This window comes from Pantoea sp. ICBG 828, assembly GCF_002928355.1.
GTDB classification, from domain to species: domain Bacteria; phylum Pseudomonadota; class Gammaproteobacteria; order Enterobacterales; family Enterobacteriaceae; genus Pantoea; species Pantoea dispersa.
Window position 1 is genome coordinate 408,142 of record NZ_POWN01000003.1, and the last position, 21,886, is coordinate 430,027.

Below are 21,886 nucleotides of genomic sequence, written 5' to 3' on the forward strand. Positions count from 1 at the left end.
AATAGTTTAATCATTAAACCGCCATGAAAATAATTTTCACTGATGTGATCGGGACGATGATTTTTCGCTTGCTGCAGTATCAGTCCAGGAGATTTCACTGCGAAAAAGTGAAAAAAATCTCAACATGAAAAATATTTTCATGCATCATGAGGGTTCGTTACTGAGGATGTGATGAGCTAATGGATATTGTCTGGCAACTGCAGCAGCAGTCGGCGCGTTTTGATGCGCAGGAATCAAAGCTGGCGCGATTTATTCTGGATAACCTGCACGCCAGCGCGCAGGCCACCATGGAGAGTCTGGCGGCGCAGGCGGGTGTCAGCCCGGCTGTACTCCAGCGCTTTGCTGCCTCGGCGGGCTACCGCGATCTGGATGATTTTCTGCACCAGGTGCGCCAGGCCGGCCAGCAGGAAAGTGCGTTTATGACGGTGATTCGTCAGCGGCAGGCTTCGCTCAGCCAGCAGGAGCAGCGGGTGGCGCGCGCCATCCTGCGTGACGCCGCGTTTGCGGCCTCGGCCACCATTGAACAACTGGCCAGCCGGGCGGAAGTCAGTGCGGCGACCATTACCCGCTTTGCCCGTTCGGTCGGCTGCGACGATATTCGCGATCTGCGTATGCGGCTGGCACGCGCCAGCGCCGAGCCAGCCAGCGCCAGCCACGGTGCGGTGCCGCAGCTGGTGAGTCTGCATCAGGCGCTGACCCAGCAGTGGCAGCAGCTGGATGACAGCCGCTGGCAGCAGGCGGCGCAGGCGCTGCGTCAGGCACGCAGCGTGTTGCTGATCGGTGCCGCCGGCCAGCACACGCCGCTGGTGACGGAAGTGCAGCAGCGGTTGAGTGAAGCCGGGCTGGCGCTGGCGTGGATCCAGGACGACAACCTGCTGCGCCTGACGCTCAGCCGTTTGCAGCCGGACGATCTGCTGCTGATCCTCGCGCCGGATACCATCAACAGCAGCGTGCTCAGCGCGGTGCATCACGCTCACATCCAGCAGACCCCTGTGATGGCGCTGTGCCCGGCGGCGCTGGATCTCGCCAGCCAGGCCAACTACTGGCTGCCGCTGCCGGATGCAGCACCGGCGCGGCGCTACGGCATCCTGCTGGCGCTGGACCGGCTGGCGGCGGCGCTGTAACACCCCGCCTTTCGACTCAGGCGGTTGCCGCCACCTGAGATTTGGCTTCAATAAATTGCACCAGCGCGCGCGTCACGTCAGCGGTGGTGGCGCTGCCGCCGACGTCCGGCGTCAGAATGCCCGCCGCGCACACGTGCTCAATGCCCTGCATAATCAGCGCGGCCGCGTTGCGTTCGCCCAGATGCTCCAGCATCTGTACCGCGGTCCAGAAGGTGGCGATCGGGTTAGCGATGCCTTTGCCGGTGATATCAAACGCCGAGCCGTGAATCGGTTCGAACATCGACGGAAAACGCCGCTCCGGATCGATATTGGCGGTCGGCGCGACGCCGAGACTGCCGGCCAGCGCGCCGGCAAGGTCGGAGAGAATATCCGCATGCAGGTTCGTGGCGACAATGGTATCCAGCGATTGCGGGTGCAGCGTCATGCGGTGCGTCATGGCATCCACCAGCATCTTGTCCCACTGCACATCCGGAAACTCCTGCGCCACTTCCGCCGCAATTTCATCCCACATCACCATGCCGTGCCGCTGGGCATTGGATTTGGTCACCACCGTCAGCAGTTTGCGCGGCCGCGACTGCGCCAGTTTAAAGGCGTAGCGCATGATGCGCGTCACGCCGACGCGGGTAAAAATCGCCACTTCAGTGCCCACCTCTTCTGGCAGGCCGCGGTGCGCACGGCCACCGTTGCCGGAGTATTCCCCTTCCGAGTTCTCGCGCACGATGACCCAGTCAAGATCGCCCGGTCCACGGTTGCGCAGCGGCGAGGTCACGCCCGGCAGAATTTTGGTAGGCCGCACGTTGGCGTACTGATCGAAGCCCTGACAAATCGGCAGGCGCAGCCCCCACAGCGTGATGTGATCCGGCACGTCCGGCGCGCCCACCGCACCAAAGTAGATGGCATCAAACTGCTTCAGCGTCTGCAGGCCATCTTCCGGCATCATCACGCCGTGCTGTTTGTAGTAATCCGAGCCCCAGTCAAAGGTCTGCACGTCAAACGTCAGCTGTTCATCGTGCCGCGTCAGCGCCTGCAGCACCTCAACGCCAGCCGAAATCACTTCCGGGCCAATACCGTCTGCCGGAATCGCGGCAATTTTGTAGTTACGCATAGTTTTCTCCAGTCAATTAATGGGTATGAGGATGAGGCAGATCGGCGCTTTGCGGTTTTGGCGTGTGCGCGGCGAGAATCAGCACGATGAGCGCGGACAACGCCAGCAGCGCGGCGACGAAATAGAGTCCCCAGGAGTAGCTGCCGGTTTGCTGGCGGATCACGCCAATCATCATCGGGCCGACAAAACCGCCGAGATTGCCGATGGAATTAATGGTGGCGATGCCGGCGGCCGCGGCCGGCCCGCTGAGAAACAGCGTCGGCATGCTCCACAGCGGCGGTTTGGAGGCGCTGATGCCGACCGTGACCAGCGTCAGCGCAATAATCACCGCCAGCAGCGTGCTGACGTTACCGGCATAAACCAGCCCGGCGGCAGCCAGTAAACAGGCGCCAATGACGTGCCAGCTGCGCTCGCCACGGCGATCGGAGTGACGCGCCCACAGGATCATGCCGATCACGCCAATCACCGCCGGGAAAGCGTTGAGGAAACCAATTTCCAGCGAGGAGGCGCCGAAGCTGCGGATGATTTGCGGTGACCAGATTCCCAGCGTGTACAGCCCGGCCGAGGTGCCGAAGTACACCAGCGCCAGGGCCAGTACGCGCTTGTCCGCCAGCCCGCGCCAGGCGCTGCTGTGGCCGTGCTGCGTCGACCGCGCCTGCTCTTCGGCCTGCATGGTCTCCTGCAGCCAGCGCCGCTCCTCTGCGTTCAGCCATTTAGCCTGCGCCGGACGGTCGGTGAGGAAAAACAGCACCACGATGCCCAGCAGTAACGCCGGAATCGCTTCTAACACGAACATCCACTGCCAGCCGGCGTAGCCCAGCAGACCGTGCATCTCCAGCAACGCCGCAGAGACCGGCGAGCCGAGCGCGGTAGAGAGCGGGGCGGCGGCCATGAAGATGGCGGTAACCTGCGCGCGCTTCGCCGCCGGGAACCAGTAGCTGAGGTAGAGAATGATGCCAGGGAAGAAACCGGCTTCCGCCACGCCGAGCAAAAAGCGCAGGATGTAGAAGCTGGTGGTGCCCTGCACCAGCGCCATGCAGCCGGAGACCAATCCCCAGCTGATCATCACGCGGGCGATCCAGATGCGTGCGCCCACTTTGTGCAAAATTAAATTCGACGGGACTTCAAACAGAAAATAGCCGAGGAAAAAGATCCCGGCGCCAAAACCAAATACCGTGGGCGAGAAACCTAAATCCTGATTCATGGTTAACGCGGCAAAACCAATATTGACGCGATCGAGAAACGCGATGAAATAGAGCAGCATGATGAAGGGCACAATGCGCAACGTCACTTTACGCATCACCCTTTTTTCGAGGTGAGAGTTCATATTAAAGTGCTCCAGATTGTGTAGGGTAGTATTATTTTCTGGTTGTCGAATGCAGTATGCAGGTTTGTATTGCGCGATCATCAGGCGTGGATTATATAAACTATTTGAATAATCGTGCGGTGAGGGAAATGTGGATATAAATCAATTGCGTTGTTTTGTCGCGGTGGGTAAAGAACTGCATTTCGGCCGGGCGGCACAAAGTATGGAAATGATGCCTGCATCACTTTCCCGCTTTATTCGCCTGCTGGAAGAAGATCTTGGAGTGCGCCTGTTAAACCGCTCAACGCGCAATGTTTCATTAACCGCCGAGGGAGCCCTGTTTTTTGACGAAGCGGGAAAACTGATCGATCAGTTTGATGCGCTGGCGCTGCGTTTTAAAGGCGGATTAAAAGATGAACGCCGGACATTACGCATTGGCGCTATCGATAGCGCCGCGCGCGGTTTAGTTCCGGCACTGCTGAATTTATTTGTGCCGCGTCATCCGCTGAGCGATATCCATATTATCGAAGATAAAACCCTTAACCTGATTCCCAAATTAAAATCCGGCTGGCTGGATATGATTATTATCCGCGCGCCGCAGCGCATGGATGCGTCACTGGCGCTGCGTTTTATTACCCGCGAAAGTTGCGTGCTGGCAGTGCCGCTGACGCATCCGCTGGCGGATAAAGCGCAGGTGACGGTGGCAGATTTTCAGCATGAAGCCATGATCATTCCGGACCGCCGCACCCGGCCGCACAGCCACGATCTCACCATCAGCCTGTTTAAGCAGGCCGGCCTGACGCCACATATCGCGCAATATGCCGAAGAGAAGCAAACCATTCTCAGCCTGGTGTCCGCCGGCCTCGGTCTGGCGGTGGTACCAGCCTCTTATCGCACCATGAACAGCGACAGCGTGCGCTATATCGCGCTGACGTTACCTGAGCAGATCAAAGGCTTGCCGCTGAGTATTGCGTGGCAGAAGGGCAACGAAGATCCGCTGTTGCGTGAAATGCTGCGTCTGCTGCATGACCACCGGCAGGAATTGATCGACAGGCTGTGAGGCTGCGCCGGAACGCGCGCTGACGATCTGTTTGTTACTTTCATTCTGCAAGTGACTTGCAAAATGAAAGTTACCCTGCCACAGTATCCCGCATCGACTTCACATCGGGAACTGGCCCATGAAAAACCAACCTCTGTGTAATATGCCGTGCCCTATCGCACGCAGCCTTGGACGCGTCGGCGATGGCTGGAGCATGCTGATCATGCGCGATGCGCTGGCCGGCTTTACCCGCTTTGATGAGTTTCAGAAAAGCAGCGGCGTGGCGCCCAATATTCTGTCGCGCCGGCTAAAAGAGCTGGTGGAGGATGGATTGCTGGAAAAGGTGTGTTACAGCGACGCTCCGGCACGCTACGAGTACCACCTCACTGCGGCGGGCCGCGATTTTCGCACGGTAATACTGGCGCTGGCCGAGTGGGGCAGCACCCACTTTTCACCGGAAGGGCGGCAGATGCAGCTGGTTGAAAGCGCCACCCAGCGCCCGGTGACGCCGCAAATGGTCGACAGCGCCACCGGCCAGCCGCTCTCCAGTGACAAATACCAGATGGTGCCTGGCCCGGCGGCCAGCCCGATGATGCACTACCGCCAGCAATATCTGGCGAGAAAGCGCGCAGGCGATACGGCGCAAAAATTCGCCCCGCAGACGGTGGCCGGGAACGAACCATGAGCCTGACGCGGAAAAAAGCGGCACTGCTGCTGATGCTGGCCTGCGGCGGCGTGGCGCTGGCCGGCTATGGCTATTACTGGTGGCACAGCGCGCGCTTTATGCCTTCGACCGATGATGCTTACGTCGGCGCGGATATCAGTGCGATTTCGGCCAAAGTGTCCGGCTATGTCCAGGCCCTTGCGGTGCAGGATAATGCGGCGGTTAAAAAGGGCGACCTGCTGGTACAGCTGGATAACCGCGACTATCGGGCGGCGGTTGACCGTGCGGCGGGCGAAGTCGCCGCGCAGCAGGCGGCGCTGCAGGATATCGCCGCCACGCGGCAGCTCCAGCTGGCCACCATCGACGGTGCGCGTGCTGCGCTGCTGGCGGCGCAGGCGGTAACGCAGAAAACCACCGCCGACCAGCGCCGCTATGACGCGCTGGTAAGCAGCGCTGCGGTGTCGCAGCAGATTCGCGATCATGCGCAGGCCGATTACCATCAGGCGCTGGCGCAGGAGGGCAAAACCCGTGCCGATCGCGCGGTCGCCGAACGTCAGCTGCAGGTGCTGGATGCGCGCGAGCAGCAGACGCACGCCGCGCTGGCGCAGGCACAGGCCGGCCTGGCGCTGGCACAGCTCAATCTGGAATACACCGCTATCCGCGCGCCGTTTGATGGCGTAATCGGCAATCGCCGCGCCTGGGCTGGTTCATATGTCAGCAGCGGCACGCAGCTGCTGTCGCTGGTGCCGGCGCAGGGGCTGTGGATTGACGCCAACTTTAAAGAGAGCCAGCTGGCGCACATGCGGCCAGGCCAGACGGCAACGATTGTCGCGGACGTGCTGCCGGGCCGCACCTTCAGCGGGCATGTCGCCAGCCTGTCGCCCGCGACCGGCTCGCGCTTCAGCATTCTGCCGGCGGAAAACGCCACCGGTAACTTCACTAAAATCGTCCAGCGCGTTCCGGTGCGTATTGCGCTGGACGGCGAGGCGGCCACGCTCGGGCTGTTGCGTCCGGGACTGTCGGTGACTGTTACCGTCGATGAGCGCAGCGCGCAATGAGCCGCGTGGTCGCCGCGCCGATCGCGCCCGCGCAGATGCCGGTCAGCCGGAAAGTCTTCGCCTTTGCCACCCTGTGCATCGGCATGTTTATCGCGCTGCTGGATATCCAGATCGTCTCAGCTTCGCTGCGCGACATTGGCGGTGGCCTGTCGGCGGGCGATGATGAAACCGTGTGGGTGCAGACCAGCTACCTGATCGCCGAAATCATCATTATTCCGCTCTCCGGCTGGCTGGCCAGCGTGCTGTCTACGCGCTGGCTGTTCGCCGCCTCGGCCTGCGGCTTTACGCTGATGAGCCTGCTGTGCGGCTGGGCGTGGAACATTCAGAGCATGATCGCGTTCCGTGCGCTGCAGGGGCTGACGGGTGGCTCAATGATCCCGCTGGTTTTCACCACCGCCTTCGCCTTTTTCCAGGGCCGGCAGCGGGTGATTGCTGCCGCGACCGTCGGCGCGCTGGCGTCGCTGGCACCGACGCTCGGCCCGACCGTTGGCGGCTGGATCACCGATAACTTCAGCTGGCACTGGCTGTTTTTTATCAACATCATTCCCGGTATTTACATCACCATTGCGGTTCCGCTGCTGGTGAACATCGACGCGCCCAACCGCGAACTGCTGCGCGGTGCGGACTATCTCAGCATCGTGCTGCTGGCGCTGGCGCTCGGCTGTCTGGAATATACGCTGGAAGAGGGGCCGCGCTGGGGCTGGTTTGATGATGACACCATTGCCACCACCGGCTGGATTGCGCTGGCGGCGGGCGTGTTGTTTGTGATCCGCACGCTGCGGCATGCCAAACCGATCGTCGATTTACGCGCGCTCAAGGACCGCGACTTTAGCCTCGGCTGCTACTTCTCGTTTATGGCGGGCGTGGGGATCTTCGCCACCATTTACCTTACGCCACTGTTTCTCAGCCAGGTGCGCGGCTTCAGCGCACTGGAGACTGGACTGGCGATCTTCTCTACCGGGATGTTTCAGATTCTGTCGATCCCGCTGTATGCCTGGCTGGCGAACCGCGTCGATCTGCGTATTTTGCTGGCGGCGGGGCTGATCTGTTTTGCGCTGTCGATGCATTTCTTCGTGCCGATTACCCATGACTGGGGGGCGAAGGAGCTGCTGTTTCCGCAGGCGTTTCGCGGTATGGCGCAGCAGTTTGCCGTGGCACCGACGGTAACGCTGACGCTGGGCAGTTTGCCACCGGCCCGCCTGAAGCTCGCGTCTGGCCTGTTTAATCTGATGCGCAACCTTGGCGGCGCGATTGGCATTGCCCTGTGCGGTACGGTGCTCAACGACCGCACCAACCTGCACTTTAGCCGGCTGGCGGATCATCTCAACAGCGCCAGCCTGACGCTGGGTGATTTTCTGCAGGGGCGCGCTCAGGCGCTGATGACCAGCGGCCTGAGCCCGGATGCCGCGCATACGGCCGCGCTGCAATCGCTGGCGGCGCTGACGCTGCGTGAAGCGCGCACCCAGGCCTTTTCCGACGCGTTCTGGCTGATCATGACAGGCTTTTTCGTCGCGGCGCTGCTGGTGCCGTTACTGAAAAAGCCGCAAGGGTGAGCGCCAGATCGTAGCCCATTAACGCTTACTCAGCGCTTCCCACAGGCCCAGCAGATAGGTGGTGCCCAACGCGCGGTCGTACAAACCGTAGCCTGGGCGCCCGGTTTCACCCCAGATAAAGCGGCCGTGATCCGAACGGATATAGCCGTCAAAGCCGTTGTCATACATCGACTGCAGCACTTTATACATATCCAGCGAGCCATATTCCGTCGGATGCGCGCACTCGTAGAAATCTTTATCGCGGATGATCTTGATGTTGCGCACGTGGGCAAACGGGATGCGCCTGCGGCGCGAGAATTCGGCCAGAATGGCATAGACATCGTTCTGCGGATCCTCGGCAATCGATCCGGTGCACAGCGTGATGCCGTTGGCTTCAGAATCGACGACGTTACAGATCCAGTCGAGATCGTCGCGGTTCTTCACCACGCGCGGCAGACCGAAGATCGAATACGGCGGATCGTCCGGGTGGATCGCCATCTTCACGCCCACCTCTTCACACACCGGGATCACCGCTTTGAGGAAATAGGCGAGGTTTTCGCGCAGCTTCGCGTCATCTACGTCCTGATATTTGGCAAACAGCTCCTGAACTTTTGCCAGCCGTTCCGGCTCCCAGCCCGGCAGCGCGAAGCCGTTAGCACTGCCCAGCACCTCTTTCACCACTTCGTCGAGGCTTTTATCAATGCCCTGCTTCTCGAAGGCCATGGTGATGGAGCCATCCGGCAGCACATAATTCATATCCGTCTTCATCCAGTCAAACACCGGCATGAAGTTGTAGCAGATCACTTTTACCCCAGCGGCCGCCAGGTTGCGGATGCTTTGCTGATAATTAGCGATGTAGCGATCGCGGCTCGGCAGGCCGATCTTGATGTCGTCGTGAATATTAACACTCTCAATCACTTCAACTGTCAGTCCGGCTGCGTGCACCTGATCGACCAGCGCCTGGATCTTCTCCTGCGGCCAGGTTTCGCCCACCGGCACATCGTAAAGTGCGCCCACCACGCCGCGTACGCCCGGCACCTGGCGAATATATTCCAGCGAAACCTTGTCTTCCTTCGGCCCAAACCACCGCATTGTCAGCTGCATTATGTCATCCACCGTCATCGTGTCTGTATGATAACGGCTAAACTACCATACTAGAATTCATGAGGGCAGCATTGCGCGGCGATTAAGCCTTGATCCGCGTCACAGAACCGGTTTTATCCGCAGCGCAGTCGCTTACTAGGCGGTCACCAGCTCGGTGAAATATTGCTTGTACTTAAACAGTTCGAGATCCGAGCGCAGCCCCAGTTTGCGCAGCGCGGTCTGCTTCTGACCGCTGATGGTTTTGCGGCTGCGCGCGTATTTACCGGCGATCTGCGTAATGCTCAACCCGTCGAGATAACAGCGAATCACTTCGATTTCGCGCGGGCTCAGCTCGCGCAGCAGCAGCGTGATGTCGTCGCCCGCCTGGCGCGGCGTCAGGTAGTCGTGCATCTCGCGATCGCTCTCCTGAAATTTATCCAGCTCCAGCATCATGTCCGGCGTCAGGAAGCGCTTGCCGCGACAGATTTGATGGATGGCATCGATCAGCACCTCCTGATCGTGGCTTTTGCCGACAAATCCCTGCACGCCGGCTTTCAGTAACAGCTGGACAATTGCCGGTTTTTCCACCGCGGACGACACCAGAATCTTCAGCTGCGGGTAGTGCAGGCGCAGCTGTTTCACCATTTGCAGCCCGTCGAGCTGGTCTTCACCCAGCATGTAATCCAGCACCAGGATATCGAGCGGGTGGCGCTGCAGGAAATTCATCAGCTGCTGGCGCTGGGCAAAGGCCCCGGCCAGATCGAGCTGCGGCTCCTGCGCTAAACGGTACTGCATGGCTTTACCAATCAGCGGATGATCGTCCAGCACGGCAATCTGCCAGATTGCGCTCTCTTTCATTACATCACCTCTTCAGGAATAGGTGTTTCCAGGGCACGCAGGAACAGTGCGTCCAGCTCGGCCACCGCCCCGGCGACCTCCGGCAGCAGCTGCTGTAATAGCGCACCATCTTCATGCTCCGCCGCCTGTTCGGCGGCGCGGCAGCGATGTTGCAGCGCGTCGGCGCGCAGCATTCGGGCACTGCCGAGTAGCTGATGCGCGGCGTGACGCGCCGAAGCAAAATTGTTCGCAGCCACCGCCTGCGTCAGCTGGGCGAGATCGTAACTGTTCTGCTGGCGCGCGGTGGTCACCAGGTCGCGCCACGCCTGCGGGTTGTTTGCCGCCAGATTCTCCAGCGTCAGCAGGGTATCGTCGCGCGTCGGGTTCATCGGTGCGCCGGTGATCACCTGCAGCAGCTGCGCGCGCTCCAGCGGTTTAAACAGACAACCGTTCATGCCGGCGTCCTGCGCCAGCTGAGCCACGCGCTCCTCCGCCATCGCCGTCAGGCCGTAAACCGGTACCGCGCGTCGCACCAGGCGCTTCTCTTCGGCGCGCAGCTGGCGGGTGAATTCGAAGCCGTCCATCTCCGGCATGTTGCAGTCGGTAATTACGCGGTCCGGCTGATTTTCGCGCCACAGCGCCAGTGCCGCTGCACCGCCATCCGCCACCAGTACATGGTGCCCGGCGTAGCGCAGCTGCTGGGCCAGCAGCAGGCGGTTGGTGGCGTTGTCATCGACAATCAGAATGCGCAGTGCAGCCTGTTTTGCTGGCTCCACCGGCTGTGGCAGGGCGGGCTGCTCATGTTCAATGCTCGCCGCTTCCGCGCGGAAGCGCAGCATAAACACGCTGCCGTCACCCGGTTCACTCTCGACGTGCAGCTCGGTGCCGAGCATCACCGCCAGCCGGCGGCAGATATTCAGGCCTAACCCAGTGCCGCTGGCGCGGTTGCTGCCCTGATCGACCTGAATGAACGGCTCGAAGATCGCCTGCTGCTGCTCTGCCGTCAGGCCAACCCCGCTGTCGCTCACCTCCAGCACATACTCCGGCCGCGTGCTCTCTGCCTGATACAGCGCCACTTCCACTTCGCCGTACGAAGTAAACTTGATGGCGTTGCTCACCAGATTGGAGAGAATTTGCTTCAGCGCCACCGGGTCAAACAGCACCTGGTCCTGCTCCAGCTCCAGCACGATATTCAGCGCCAGCCCCTTGTTCAGCGCCACCTGGCGGAACAGCGCTTCGCAATCCCGCACCACTTCACTGAGCGACATCGGCTGCAGCTGCACGCTGAAATGCCCGGATTCGATTTTTGCCAGGTCGAGAATATCGCCCACCAGCGACAGCAGCGAACGTGACGACTCCCAGGCGACATCAATGTTTTTCTGCCGCTGCTGTTCATTACTCTGGCCGAGATGCTCGATTTCCAGCAGGCCAATCAGCGCCGCCAGCGGCGTGCGGATTTCATGACTCATGTGCGACAGGAAAGTGCTTTTCGCTTCGCTGGCGCGCACCGCGACTTCGTTGGCTTTGCGCAGGTCGGCCATCAGCGCTTCGATATGCGCCAGCTGCTCGCTGATTTCACGCTCGTGCTCGCGCTGTTTGGCCAGCGAGGCTTTCAGCAGATGGTTACGCCACAGGAAAAACAGCAGGCCCAGCCCGGCCACGGCGACGATGCGCAATATATAGCTGCGATAGCTTTGCCACGAGGTGCTGGTGGCGGGCGGCGTGTATTTGATCCAGCGCTCCATCAGCGACTGCATGGTCGGCTGCGGAATATCGGACAGCGCTTTGTTAAGGATCGACAGCAGCACCTGATCCTGCCCATTGACCGCCATCGCCATGCGGAACATCGGCAGCGGCGCGACAAACGCCACTTTGAAGCTGTCATTGAAGTGATTGTTGAGCAGAAACAGCGACGACTCGTACGGCACGATAAAGCCATCCAGCTGCTTATCGAGTAGCTGACCGAGTGAATCAATCGATACGCCGTTTTCGACGAAGTTGATGCCCGGCCAGCGCTCACGTAAATCGTAACGATAGTAGGCGCGCTCATAGATTCCGACGCGCTTGCCCGCCATCTCATCAAAGCTTTTCCACTGGCTGTCTTTGCGCGTCACCACTACCCATGACGAGTAGATGTAGGAGCGGGTGTAGCGGATTTTGTCGTCCTGCTGCGCGGTGGCGTCGCTGACGGCGATAATCGCATCGCGCTGGCGGTTGAGCGTATCGCGCATGTTGCTCAACCCCTGAATCGGGTTGTAGCGAAAGCGAATGCCGGTGCGCTGGGAAATCATTTTCAGCAGGTCCACGCTCAGGCCGACCACGCGCTGGCGGTTATCAATAAAGGTAAACGGCGTATGCGAAGGATCGTAATTAACGGTGATCTCGCGGTGCTCTGCCAGCCACGCGGCCTCTTTGTCGCTGAGATCCAGCGGATGGTTTTTAACCACCGACTGATAATCCAGGCTCCAGGCTTCCGCGATCTGTACCGCGTTGCGCAGCGGAATGTTTTTCAGGATTTCATCGATGGCTGCGATCAGCGGCAGATTGGCGTGGTTGCTGGCAAAGCGCGCGTCGACATCGTTAGTGTACGGCGTGCTGTGCGCTTCAATCACATTCTGCAGGCCGCGATGCGAAAGAAAGCGCTGAGTGGCGCTGTTGCTCCAGAACAGGGTGTTTTCGCTAAACGCGGTGTCGGTGTAGGCCCACAGCGGCGGCGCGGCTGGCGCCAGCGTGGCGCGCGGATAGCGCTTGTGCAGCAGTGCTTTGAGTTCTGCATCACCGTAATAGAGCAGACGATAGCGGCTATTTTTCAGCTCACTGTCGAAGGTCGCGTTACGTTTGCTGATTAATACGCTGCGCGCCAGGGAATACGGCAGGCTCAGCGCCAGCTGCGTATCCTGATTGGCGGCCAGCGTGTAGTAAGGAATCAGATCGACTTCACCGTCGTTAAGCGCATCCACCAGCTCCAGCCGGGTTTTATACACCTTAATTTTCACCGGCAGATTTAACGCCTTCGCCACAATGGCCAGATAATCGGCCGAGAGTCCTTCGTAGGTATTGGCTTCAAACGACACGGAATAGGGCGGCAGCGGGTTGTTCCACACGCCGACGCGCAGTACAGAGTGCTGTTTCAGCCACTGCTGGCTCTGCGGCGACAGCGTGACTTCCGGTGCTACCAGACCATAGCGCGGCGAGAAATTTAACGTGGTTGCACCCCAGGCAGACAGGCAAAAGCCCAGTAACAGAAGGAGGCTGAGGATGCGTTTACTCACGGATGATTTCACTCGCTGGACCGGTTGCGCGCGCCGCCACCATGACGGCACTTCTTCTCTGACGGCACGTTGCGCGTCAGGCATCCTTCAACAGCGACTTAATACAAGTGGACTTAAATCGTGCTTAAGAAATTTCTTAAAAACAGGAGAGAAAATTCCTGGTGAAAAGCAGGTTTCGCCGGCGCGCCGAAGCGAAGCGCGCTGCTATTTTTAGTAAGTGTAAGTTTTGTTTGCTGAAATTACCGCGTTGCTTCGCCATTCCTGCTGAACCCGGCGCAATTTTCCGACGCTAATCGCCTTTTCATTTGTTTTATTTACAGAATCTATCGTGCAGGCAAAATAGCCCTTATTTTCTCTCCAGCGATCAACCATGTCCGAAGAAGCGCTGCGCCAGCAGATTCAGAACCTGAAAAAGCACAATGCGCGCCTCAAGCGCCTGGCGCACGACGCGCGTAATAAGCTGAACGCGGCGCTGGACGGCACCGGCTTGTGCCTGTGGCAGCTGGATATTCCCAGCGGCAAGCTGGTGATTTTTAACCGGCGCTGGGGCGCGATGCTCGGCTTTCAGGCGAAAGAGACCAAAGCGCGCTTTGATGCCTGGCGCGAGTGCCTGCATCCGGAAGATGCCGATGAGGTGCTGCGCGCCTTTTACGATCATATTGAAGGGCGCGCGCCCTATTACGAGGCGCTGCACCGTATGATCGGCAAGAACGGCAAAATCACCTGGGTGTTAGATCGCGGACGCGTCAGCGAGTGGGACGAGCAGGGTAATCCGCTCAAAGTGACCGGCACCCATATCGATATGACCAAAGAGAAGAATTACGAAGCCCAGCTCTCCCTGCTGGCGCATCACGACCCGTTAACCGCGTTACCCAACCGCCACGCGCTGCAGGCGCATTTTAGTCAGCTGCAACGCGCCGGGCCGCTGTGCGTGGCGTTTATCGACCTCGACAACTTCAAGCACGTCAATGACACGCTCGGCCATCGCAGCGGTGACGAGGTGCTGATTCAGCTCAGCCAGCGCATCCGCGATTTGCTGCCGTCAGAGGCCATCGTCGGGCGGCTTGGCGGCGATGAGTTCGTGCTGCTGCTGCCGTTTTTGATTGACTACCCGAAGGTGCGCATTCTGGCGCAGGCGGTGCTGGATGCGGCGCTGACGCCGTTTGACGTCGACAATGGTCATGCGCGGATTGGTGCTTCGATCGGTATCGCCCCGGTACACCGGCGCGACAGCTTCGACGACGCGCTGACCCGGGCGGATGGCGCCATGTACCAGATTAAAAAGAACGGTAAGCAGGGCTTTGGCCTGGCAGGCAATACATCGATGGGGTGAGGGCCAGCGCCCGCACCCCTTGATCACTTAAAACGCAAAACAGGAACAGCCCAGCGCACCCCAGAACGCGTTATTGTCTGACACCGGCACCGATGACTGGCGCGCGACATCATGGGCGTGGCTGTGCACGCCGCAGGGGCCGCTGCACTGATGTACCTGCGGCATCCGCGCGGCGCGACCGCTGGTCTGCGGCGGGGCGCTGCGGTAGTGACCAGGCACGGTAACCACCGGCGACCACTCCGGCAACACCGGTACCGGCGGCGGTGCCAGTGGCGTGAAGCTGCCGGCGGCATACACCACATTGCCATCCACCAGCGTCAGCACCGATTCAATGCCTTTGATCTCCTCTTCCGGCACGCTAAAGAAATCTTTCGATAACAGCACCAGATCCGCCAGCTGGCCGACTTTGATCTCACCTTTGGCGCTCTGCTCGCTGGAGAACCAGGCACTGCCTTTGGTCCACAGCATCAGTGCGGTTTCACGGTCGATGCGTGCGTTGTCATCGTACAGCTGCATCCCGCCGACGGTACGGCCTGAAACCAGCCAGTACAGTGCGGTCCACGGGTTATAGCTGGCGACGCGGGTGGCATCGGTACCGAGGCCCACCGGCACGCCGGCCTCCAGCATGCGCGCCACCGGCGGCGTCTGCTTCGCGGCCTCTTTACCGTAGCGATCGACAAAGTATTCACCCTGGAAAGCCATGCGATGCTGCACCGCCAGCCCGCCGCCGAGAGCTTTTACCCGCTCAATATTGGCTTCAGTGATGGTTTCCGCATGGTCAAAGAACCAGTGCAGGCCATTGAACGGAATGTCGCGATTCACCTTCTCAAACACATCCAGCATGCGGCTGATTGATTCGTTATAGGTGGCGTGCAGGCGGAACGGCCAGCGATGCTCCACCAGGTGGCGCACCACACGCTCCAGCTCATCTTCCATGCCGGGTGCCAGATCCGGGCGCGGTTCGAGGAAATCTTCGAAGTCCGCCGCCGAGAACACCAGCATTTCACCGGCACCGTTGTGGCGCAGGAAGTTGGTGCCCTGGCCCGGCTTCAGCATATCGGTCCACTTCTCAAAGTCTTCCAGCTCGTGGCCGGGACGCTGGGTGAACAGGTTATAGGCGATGCGTACCGTCAGCTGCTTTTTCGCGTGCAGTTCGGCGATCACGTCGTAATCGTCCGGGTAATTCTGGAAGCCGCCGCCGGCGTCAATGGCGCTGGTCAGACCGAGGCGGTTCAGCTCGCGCATAAACTGACGCGTCGAGTTAACCTGCTGTTCCAGCGGCAGTTTGGGCCCTTTCGCCAGCGTGGCGTACAGCAGCATGGCGTTAGGACGGGCGATCAGCATGCCGGTCGGATTGCCATTACTGTCGCGCTGGATTTCGCCGCCCGGCGGGTTGGGGGTCTCTTTGGTGTAGCCCACCACTTTCAGCGCGGCGCGATTGAGCAGCGCGCGGTCATACAGATGCAGAATGAAGACCGGCGTATCGGGCGCGGCGGCATTGATTTCGTCCAGCGTCGGCATGCGGCGCTCCGCAAACTGGAACTCGCTCCAGCCCCCGACCACGCGCACCCACTGCGGTGACGGCGTACGCAGTGCCTGTTCGCGCAGCATACGCAGCGCATCGGCCAGCGACGGCACGCCTTCCCAGCGCAGCTCAAGGTTGTAGTTGAGGCCACCGCGAATCAGATGCAGGTGGGAGTCGTTCAGGCCGGGGATGCCGGTGTGCCCTTTGGCGTCGATGATTTGCGTGTCGCTGCCGGCAAAGCGCATGACGTCCGCTTCGCTACCTACGGCGAGGAACTTGCCGTCTTTGATGGCTACGGCGGTAGCCAGCGGGTTTGCGCGGTCGACGGTGTGAAACTTACCGTTGGTAAAAATCAGGGATGCGGTCGTCATTCTGTTCTCTCCGTTAAATTAAGCGTAGCGGCCCTCAGCCACCGTGTTAATGCGCGGTTAAAAATGCTTGCGCCGATGAGGAAAAAAATACGAAATGACAGCAGTTATTGATAACGGATTGTTTTTACGTTGTCGTTCAACTTTTTTTACGGAGGGTAGGGAATGCGTTTAAATCTGGAGGCGCTGCTGATTCTGGATGCGCTCGATCGTCATGGCACCTTTGCCGCTGCGGCCGCGCGACTGTTCAAAACCGCGTCGGCGTTGAGCTATACCGTGCAGAAGATGGAGAGCGATTTAAAAATCACGCTGCTCGATCGCTCCGGCCATCGCGCCACATTCACGCCGACCGGCCGCCTGATGCTGGAAAAAGGGCGGACGCTGCTGCGTGCGGTGAACGAGCTGGAGCAGCAGGCGCGCTACGTGGAGAGCGGCTGGGAGAGTCTGCTGACCATCAGCGTGGATGCTTCGCTGCCGTTCAGCATCCTCACGCCGCTGATTGACGAATTTTATCAGCAGCACCCGCACACCCAGCTGCAGTTCCGTCAGGACGTACTGGCTGGCTGCTGGGAAGCGCTGCACTACGGCGAAGCGGACATTGTCTTTGGCGCGGTTCAGGAACCCGCCACGCGCAAAGAGATTGTCTGCCAGCCGCTGGGCTGGCTGGAGTATGTGTTCGCTGTCGCTCCTGACCATCCGCTGGCGGCGGAGCCCGAACCGCTGCTGCGTGAACAGATTCGCCAGTATCGCGCGGTCACGGTGCATGATTCATCCCGCCACGGTGCCGGGATGGATTTACGCGTGCTGGATGAGCAGAAGACGCTGAGCGTGCATGATTTCCCGGCCAAACTGCAGGCGCATCTCGCCGGGCTCGGCTGTGGTTATCTGCCGCTTTACCTGGCGCGCCCGCACCTGGCGAGCGGTGCGCTGGTGGCGCGCCAGCTGGACAGCGAGTGCCGGCGCGATATCGCCTATCTGGCGTGGAATGAGAGCGCCTGCGGCAACGCGGCTATCTGGTGGCGCGAGCGCCTGCCGACGCTGCCCGGCCTGAGTGACATCTACGCGCCAGCCTGATCACAGCGCAATATGATGGCTGACCTGCGGGGGTTCATCACCCTGATGGAACTGCAGTACCGCCTGCTGTAACTCAGCATCGGCGCGCGAGACGCGCTGGTGCTGACGCAAATGCTCCTGCCATGACTCCACCATAAACCACTCCAGCAGCGCTCCGGCATCGTCGGTCTGCTCCATTAATCCCCACGCATAGGCACCGTCACGGCGTCGCGCCTGCGCCAGTTTGTGCATGGCGTGCTGGAAAGCGGCGCGATCGGCCTGGGGAACACGGTAGCGAATCTGGATCAGTACGGCGCCACGGCGGATATCCACCGCATCGCTCACCACCGGTTCAGCCCAGTGCTGCGCCGGCTGCAGATCCGCTTCGCCCGCCGGCAGCGCCAGCCGTTTTGCCAGCAGCGCCGTGATGAGCAGCGCCGCGCCCGCCAGCATCAGCGTTGGCGCCAGGCCCATGTGCTGGGCGATCAGCCCCCAGGCCAGACTGCCACCCGCCAGCGTGCCGTTGAACACCATCAGATAGACCGCCAGCCCGCGACCGCGCACCCAGTCGGGCAGCACCGCCTGCGCCACGCCGTTGAGGGTCGTCAGCGCGATGATCCAGCCGGTGCCCAGTACCAGCATCAGCAACAGCGCCAGCCACTGCGGCGGACTGAGCGCCAGCGCTACCATGACCAGCGCGCTGAGCACGGCGGAGAGCAGCATCAGTCCATCATGGCTCAGCCGGGCACGCAGGCGCGGCAGCAGCAGCGCGCCGGCAATGGCACCGGCACCGACGGCCCCAAGCAGCAAGCCATAAAAGCCCGCGCTGCCGTGCAGCATGGTACGCGCCACCAGCGGCAGCAGTGCCCAGATGGCACTGGCGAAGGCAAAATACAGCGCGGCGCGCAACAGTACGCGGTGCAGTTCGCGGCTGGCTTTCACATAGCGCAGCCCGGCGCGGAAAGCGCCAAAGAAGTGCTCATTCAGCGCGGTAGCGGCTTTCGCCGGGCGTTTCCACCACAGCAGCGCGGCGATGACGAAAAAATAACTGGCGACATCGGCACCGTAAGCGGCCATAGCACCTAAACTTGCCAGCAGCAGGCCGCCGGTAGCCGGTCCAATCGCCCGGGCGATATTGATGCCCAGCGAGTTGAGCGCTACGGCATTTTTCAGCTCATGGCGGGGTACCAGTTCCGGCACGATGGCCTGCCATGCCGGACCGAACAGCGCCGCGCCGACGCCGCCGACAAAGGTCAGGCCGATCAGCCATTCAACGGTGAGCCAGTGGTTGTGCGACAGCAGCAGTAGCGTGCCACTGACGCTGGCCATCAGCAGCTGCACCACAATTAGCAGGCGGCGGCGGTCAACAATATCCGATAGCACGCCGGCCGGCAGCGCCAGCAGGAACACTGGCAGGGTGGCGGCGGTTTGCATCAGCGCGACGGCGGTTGGGTTATCCGACAGTCCGGTAATCAGCCAGGCGCTGGCGACGTCACGGATAAAGCTACCGGTATTGCCGAGCACCGAAGCGGTCCAGATCACGGCGAAAAGCCCGTAGGCGAAAGGGGAAAACGCGCCGCTGCGCGCTGTTTGTGGATTTGGCTGGTTCATCAGGCTGTTCCTGTCAGTGTGCGATGAGAGCACGATACGAAGCTCGCCCGTCAGGAGATAGCGGAAAAAATCGGCCAACTTGTACAAGGATTTTTGACGGCAGGGCTTAGCAAAAATCTTTGCACAAGTTGTCAAAATCTCTGCTTTAGGTTTTTCCAGCATCCCACGCTAGTTTGATTGCCAGACACAACATCACTGACTAACGGAGAAAAAACATGAGCACATTCAAGACTAAAGACGGCGTAAACCTGTACTTCAAAGACTGGGGCAAGGGGCAGTCGGTGCTGTTCAGCCACGGCTGGCCGCTGGATGCCGATATGTGGGACAGCCAGCTCAACTTCCTCGCCGAGCGCGGCTATCGCGTCATCGCGTTTGACCGCCGCGGCTTTGGTCGCTCCGATCAGCCGTGGGAAGGCTACGATTACGACACTTTTGCCGACGATATTCACGGCCTGATCGAGCACCTGCAGCTGGATGAGGTGACGCTGGTGGGCTTCTCGATGGGCGGCGGGGATGTGTCACGCTACATCGGTCGTTATGGTACCGCGAAAGTGAAAGGACTGGTGCTGCTGGGCGCCGTTACCCCGATTTTTGGTAAAACCGACGATCACCCGGAAGGGGTGGAATCAGCGGTGTTTGACGGGATCAAAGCGGGTTTGCTGAAGGATCGTGCGCAGTTTATCAAAGAGTTCGCCACGCCGTTTTACGGCACCAACGCGGGCCAGACGGTTTCCGATGGCGTGCTGACGCAGACACTGAACATTGCGCTGCTGGCGTCGCTGAAAGGTACACTGGATTGTGTGACCGCGTTCTCTGAGACGGATTTCCGTGCGGATATTGCCAAAGTGGATGTGCCGACGCTGGTGATCCACGGCAGTAACGACCAGGTAGTGCCGTTTGAAGCCACCGGCAAGCTGGTGCACGAGATGATTGCGGGTTCGCAGCTGAAAGTGTATGAGAACGGCCCGCACGGTTTTGCGGTGACGCATCAGGACCAGCTGAATGCGGATCTGCTGGCGTTTTTGCAGGGGAATTAAGGGGGAGTGCGTTTTTTCCCTCACCCTAACCCTCTCCCGCACGCGGGAGAGGGGACCGATCGAGCGAGCAGTGGATTCTTTCGTTACATGTGGCAGCGTTTCCCTCTCCCGGTGGGAGAGGGCCAGGGTGAGGGCATCAGGCCGCAGTATCCCGCACCAGACCGCCGCATCCTGCCTGCCACTCCACCCAACTAAGCCGTCAGTCCGCCAGCAAATGCCCGTACATCGCCAGCAGGCGACGGGTGACGCCGTTGGTCCAGCCGAAGCCATCCTGCAGTGGATACTCACCGCCGCCACCCGGGCGGGCGCGATCGCCGCTGATATCGTACTTCTCTACCAGCTTATGGTGCAGCGAATAGAAATTCTTCACCGTGGTCAGCCAGTTGACCGCAATCTCGGTTGCTAGCGTCTCTTCACCGTAGTTATTCAGTCCGACCACCGCCATCCACTGCAGCGGTGCCCAGCCGTTGGGTTTATCCCACTGCTCCCCGCTCTCCACCATGGAGGTCACCAGCCCGCCCTGCGTCAGCAGCAGCTGGCGCAGCGCCACCGCCTGCAGATGTGCCTGCTCGGGTGATGCCAGCCCCAGGAACAGCGGTACCACCGCCGCTGCGGTAAAGGCACCAAAGCGTTCACGTCGCCAGTCGTAGTCGCGGTACACGCCTGCGGTGTTGTCCCACAGATAGCGATGAATCGCCTGCTTGCGCGCATCCGCTTTCTTCTGCCACGCCAGGCCGGTGAGTTCTTCGCCCTTCGCGTGCGCCAGCGTCGAGATCATCAGCTCCAGCTTGTAGAGAAACGCATTCAGATCCACCGGAATAAACTGGGTGGTGCGAATGCTGGCCAGACGCTGTGGATCGCGCAACCAGCGCGAGGAGTAATCCCAGCCGGAAGCGGCACCGGCGCGCAGATCGCGATAGACCTCGCTGGCCGGCCGACGCGATTTGCTGGCGGTTTCCACATCTTCCATCCACGACTCATCGCGCGGCGTGTCGCGATCGTCCCAGTAGCGGTTGAGCAGCGAACCATCCGGCATGCGCACCACGTGGCGATAGGCCTGATGCGGCATCAGCTCGCCAGCCCCGTCCATCCAGAACTGATACTCTTTCATCAGCTGGTCAAGATAGCGCTTCGCGCCGCGAATGCCGTCCTCTTCAAACAGCTCGACCATCAGCGCGAACACAGGCGGCTGCGAGCGGCTGAGGTAATAGGTACGGTTACCATTCGGCACGTGACCGTAGTTATCAATCAGCCAGGCGAAGTTGTCCGCCATATGACGCAGCAGATCGTCGCGGCCCGCTTCGGCCAGTCCCAGCATGCTGAAGTAGGAGTCCCAGTAATACGTTTCACCAAAACGCCCGCCGGGCACCACGTAAGGCTTCGGCAGCGGCAGCAGCGACGAATGCGGTAAATGCTGCTGCGGCATTTTGGTTAACACTGGCCACAGATCGTCAATATGTTCCGTCAGGGTTTTATCCGGATTGGAAACATAAAAACTCTCATTGACCTGCGGTAAATAAAAATGCTCGTGGACAAATTTTTCCAGGTCGAACTCCGCCGAGCGTTTGCGGCGGCGATAGCGGATTAAAATATCCAGCGGATCGAATTTAGGCGCGCAGTCCGGGAACGTTTTGCTGTCGGCAAAAATACGTGACGTCTGTACGTGCTCAAACAGCTCCAGATAGCGATCGGCAGGCGTCAGCGCATCAGGCGCAGGCAGGCCTTCAATCAGCTCGGGTTCCGGCTCCGAATCCTGCATACCTTCGCGGATAAACTCGTGAGGATCGTATTGATACCCCAGATCAGCATGGGCTTCGTGTTCTCCGAAAGCTTGACGTTGCTGGTGGTTAGTATTAATAGCGGCCTCCTGAAATTGCCTGGTTGCTCAAAGGACAAATTATAGATCTCTGACCCGATGAGACAACAATGCGAAATATCT

The 21,886-nt window shown here is 60.2% G+C and carries 16 protein-coding genes; 8 read left to right on the forward strand and 8 right to left on the reverse strand.

Annotated elements, in window-relative coordinates; genetic code table 11:
- Positions 1–179: 179 nt before the first annotated feature.
- Positions 180–1,124, forward strand: coding sequence for a MurR/RpiR family transcriptional regulator (locus C1Y43_RS09625; RefSeq protein ID WP_058774859.1), 945 nt, complete (start codon positions 180–182; stop codon positions 1,122–1,124).
- Between the two features lie 16 nt (positions 1,125–1,140).
- Here the strand turns inward: C1Y43_RS09625 and C1Y43_RS09630 are convergent, their stop codons facing one another.
- The gene (locus tag C1Y43_RS09630) at positions 1,141–2,229 is read right to left on the reverse strand and encodes a tartrate dehydrogenase (RefSeq protein WP_058774858.1); all 1,089 of its coding nucleotides are present in this window, start codon (positions 2,227–2,229) and stop codon (positions 1,141–1,143) included.
- A 16-nt stretch (positions 2,230–2,245) separates the two neighbouring features.
- Positions 2,246–3,556 (reverse strand): MFS transporter, encoded by a 1,311-nt coding sequence (locus C1Y43_RS09635; protein ID WP_104188064.1) that lies wholly within the window; start codon positions 3,554–3,556, stop codon positions 2,246–2,248.
- 130 nt (positions 3,557–3,686) lie between these two features.
- Here C1Y43_RS09635 and C1Y43_RS09640 point away from each other — a divergent pair, with 130 nt between their 5' ends.
- From C1Y43_RS09640 to C1Y43_RS09655, 4 genes are all read left to right on the forward strand, one after another.
- Complete coding sequence (locus C1Y43_RS09640) at positions 3,687–4,595, forward strand: LysR family transcriptional regulator (RefSeq protein WP_031279716.1); 909 nt, start codon at positions 3,687–3,689, stop codon at positions 4,593–4,595.
- Between the two features lie 118 nt (positions 4,596–4,713).
- Positions 4,714–5,259, forward strand: a complete 546-nt coding sequence (locus C1Y43_RS09645; protein WP_104188066.1) for a helix-turn-helix domain-containing protein — start codon at positions 4,714–4,716, stop codon at positions 5,257–5,259.
- Positions 5,256–6,296, forward strand: a complete 1,041-nt coding sequence (locus C1Y43_RS09650; RefSeq protein ID WP_104188068.1) for an HlyD family secretion protein — start codon at positions 5,256–5,258, stop codon at positions 6,294–6,296. The genes C1Y43_RS09645 and C1Y43_RS09650 overlap by 4 nt, the downstream gene beginning before the upstream one ends.
- Positions 6,293–7,849: a DHA2 family efflux MFS transporter permease subunit gene (locus C1Y43_RS09655; protein ID WP_233209827.1), complete on the forward strand. Its 1,557-nt coding sequence runs from the start codon at positions 6,293–6,295 to the stop codon at positions 7,847–7,849. Before C1Y43_RS09650 ends, C1Y43_RS09655 begins: the two co-directional genes overlap by 4 nt.
- An 18-nt stretch (positions 7,850–7,867) precedes the next feature.
- Here the strand turns inward: C1Y43_RS09655 and uxuA are convergent, their stop codons facing one another.
- The 3 genes from uxuA to C1Y43_RS09670 form a co-directional block, all read right to left on the reverse strand.
- Positions 7,868–8,932 (reverse strand): mannonate dehydratase, encoded by a 1,065-nt coding sequence (gene uxuA, locus C1Y43_RS09660; protein WP_104188070.1) that lies wholly within the window; start codon positions 8,930–8,932, stop codon positions 7,868–7,870.
- A gap of 135 nt (positions 8,933–9,067) precedes the next feature.
- Positions 9,068–9,769 carry a response regulator transcription factor gene (locus C1Y43_RS09665; protein WP_104188072.1) on the reverse strand — a complete coding sequence of 234 codons (702 nt, stop codon included), beginning with the start codon at positions 9,767–9,769 and terminating at the stop codon, positions 9,068–9,070.
- A complete protein-coding gene (locus C1Y43_RS09670; RefSeq protein WP_104188074.1) occupies positions 9,769–13,020 on the reverse strand; it encodes a transporter substrate-binding domain-containing protein in 3,252 nt (1,083 codons plus the stop codon). The genes C1Y43_RS09665 and C1Y43_RS09670 overlap by 1 nt, the downstream gene beginning before the upstream one ends.
- A gap of 370 nt (positions 13,021–13,390) precedes the next feature.
- On the opposite strand from C1Y43_RS09670, the gene C1Y43_RS09675 reads away from it, so the two are divergent.
- Positions 13,391–14,353: a sensor domain-containing diguanylate cyclase gene (locus tag C1Y43_RS09675; protein ID WP_104188075.1), complete on the forward strand. Its 963-nt coding sequence runs from the start codon at positions 13,391–13,393 to the stop codon at positions 14,351–14,353.
- Between the two features lie 27 nt (positions 14,354–14,380).
- Here C1Y43_RS09675 and C1Y43_RS09680 read toward each other — a convergent pair whose 3' ends face one another.
- A complete protein-coding gene (locus tag C1Y43_RS09680; RefSeq protein WP_021507615.1) occupies positions 14,381–16,249 on the reverse strand; it encodes an amidohydrolase in 1,869 nt (622 codons plus the stop codon).
- 162 nt (positions 16,250–16,411) lie between these two features.
- On the opposite strand from C1Y43_RS09680, the gene C1Y43_RS09685 reads away from it, so the two are divergent.
- Positions 16,412–17,320: a LysR family transcriptional regulator gene (locus C1Y43_RS09685; RefSeq protein ID WP_021507614.1), complete on the forward strand. Its 909-nt coding sequence runs from the start codon at positions 16,412–16,414 to the stop codon at positions 17,318–17,320.
- On the opposite strand, the gene C1Y43_RS09690 is transcribed toward C1Y43_RS09685, so the two are convergent.
- A complete protein-coding gene (locus C1Y43_RS09690; protein ID WP_104188077.1) occupies positions 17,321–18,910 on the reverse strand; it encodes an MFS transporter in 1,590 nt (529 codons plus the stop codon).
- Positions 18,911–19,125: 215 nt separating this feature from the next.
- Here C1Y43_RS09690 and C1Y43_RS09695 point away from each other — a divergent pair, with 215 nt between their 5' ends.
- Entirely contained in the window at positions 19,126–19,947 is an 822-nt protein-coding gene (locus C1Y43_RS09695) for an alpha/beta fold hydrolase (protein ID WP_104188078.1), read from the forward strand.
- 199 nt (positions 19,948–20,146) lie between these two features.
- On the opposite strand, the gene treF is transcribed toward C1Y43_RS09695, so the two are convergent.
- Complete coding sequence (gene treF / locus C1Y43_RS09700) at positions 20,147–21,805, reverse strand: alpha,alpha-trehalase TreF (RefSeq protein WP_058759659.1); 1,659 nt, start codon at positions 21,803–21,805, stop codon at positions 20,147–20,149.
- Positions 21,806–21,886: the final 81 nt, after the last annotated feature.

Bases quoted from the DNA above. Each gene is read 5' to 3' on its own strand.
- C1Y43_RS09690 (WP_104188077.1), bottom strand. From the start codon at position 18,910: ATGAACCAGCCAAATCCACAAACAGCGCGCAGCGGCGCGTTTTCCCCT.
- C1Y43_RS09675 (WP_104188075.1), top strand. From the start codon at position 13,391: ATGTCCGAAGAAGCGCTGCGCCAGCAGATTCAGAACCTGAAAAAGCAC.
- C1Y43_RS09630 (WP_058774858.1), bottom strand. From the start codon at position 2,229: ATGCGTAACTACAAAATTGCCGCGATTCCGGCAGACGGTATTGGCCCG.
- C1Y43_RS09635 (WP_104188064.1), bottom strand. From the start codon at position 3,556: ATGAACTCTCACCTCGAAAAAAGGGTGATGCGTAAAGTGACGTTGCGC.
- C1Y43_RS09645 (WP_104188066.1), top strand. From the start codon at position 4,714: ATGAAAAACCAACCTCTGTGTAATATGCCGTGCCCTATCGCACGCAGC.
- C1Y43_RS09680 (WP_021507615.1), bottom strand. From the start codon at position 16,249: ATGACGACCGCATCCCTGATTTTTACCAACGGTAAGTTTCACACCGTC.
- C1Y43_RS09665 (WP_104188072.1), bottom strand. From the start codon at position 9,769: ATGAAAGAGAGCGCAATCTGGCAGATTGCCGTGCTGGACGATCATCCG.
- C1Y43_RS09685 (WP_021507614.1), top strand. From the start codon at position 16,412: ATGCGTTTAAATCTGGAGGCGCTGCTGATTCTGGATGCGCTCGATCGT.
- C1Y43_RS09650 (WP_104188068.1), top strand. From the start codon at position 5,256: ATGAGCCTGACGCGGAAAAAAGCGGCACTGCTGCTGATGCTGGCCTGC.
- C1Y43_RS09625 (WP_058774859.1), top strand. From the start codon at position 180: ATGGATATTGTCTGGCAACTGCAGCAGCAGTCGGCGCGTTTTGATGCG.
- C1Y43_RS09655 (WP_233209827.1), top strand. From the start codon at position 6,293: ATGAGCCGCGTGGTCGCCGCGCCGATCGCGCCCGCGCAGATGCCGGTC.
- C1Y43_RS09695 (WP_104188078.1), top strand. From the start codon at position 19,126: ATGAGCACATTCAAGACTAAAGACGGCGTAAACCTGTACTTCAAAGAC.
- uxuA (WP_104188070.1), bottom strand. From the start codon at position 8,932: ATGCAGCTGACAATGCGGTGGTTTGGGCCGAAGGAAGACAAGGTTTCG.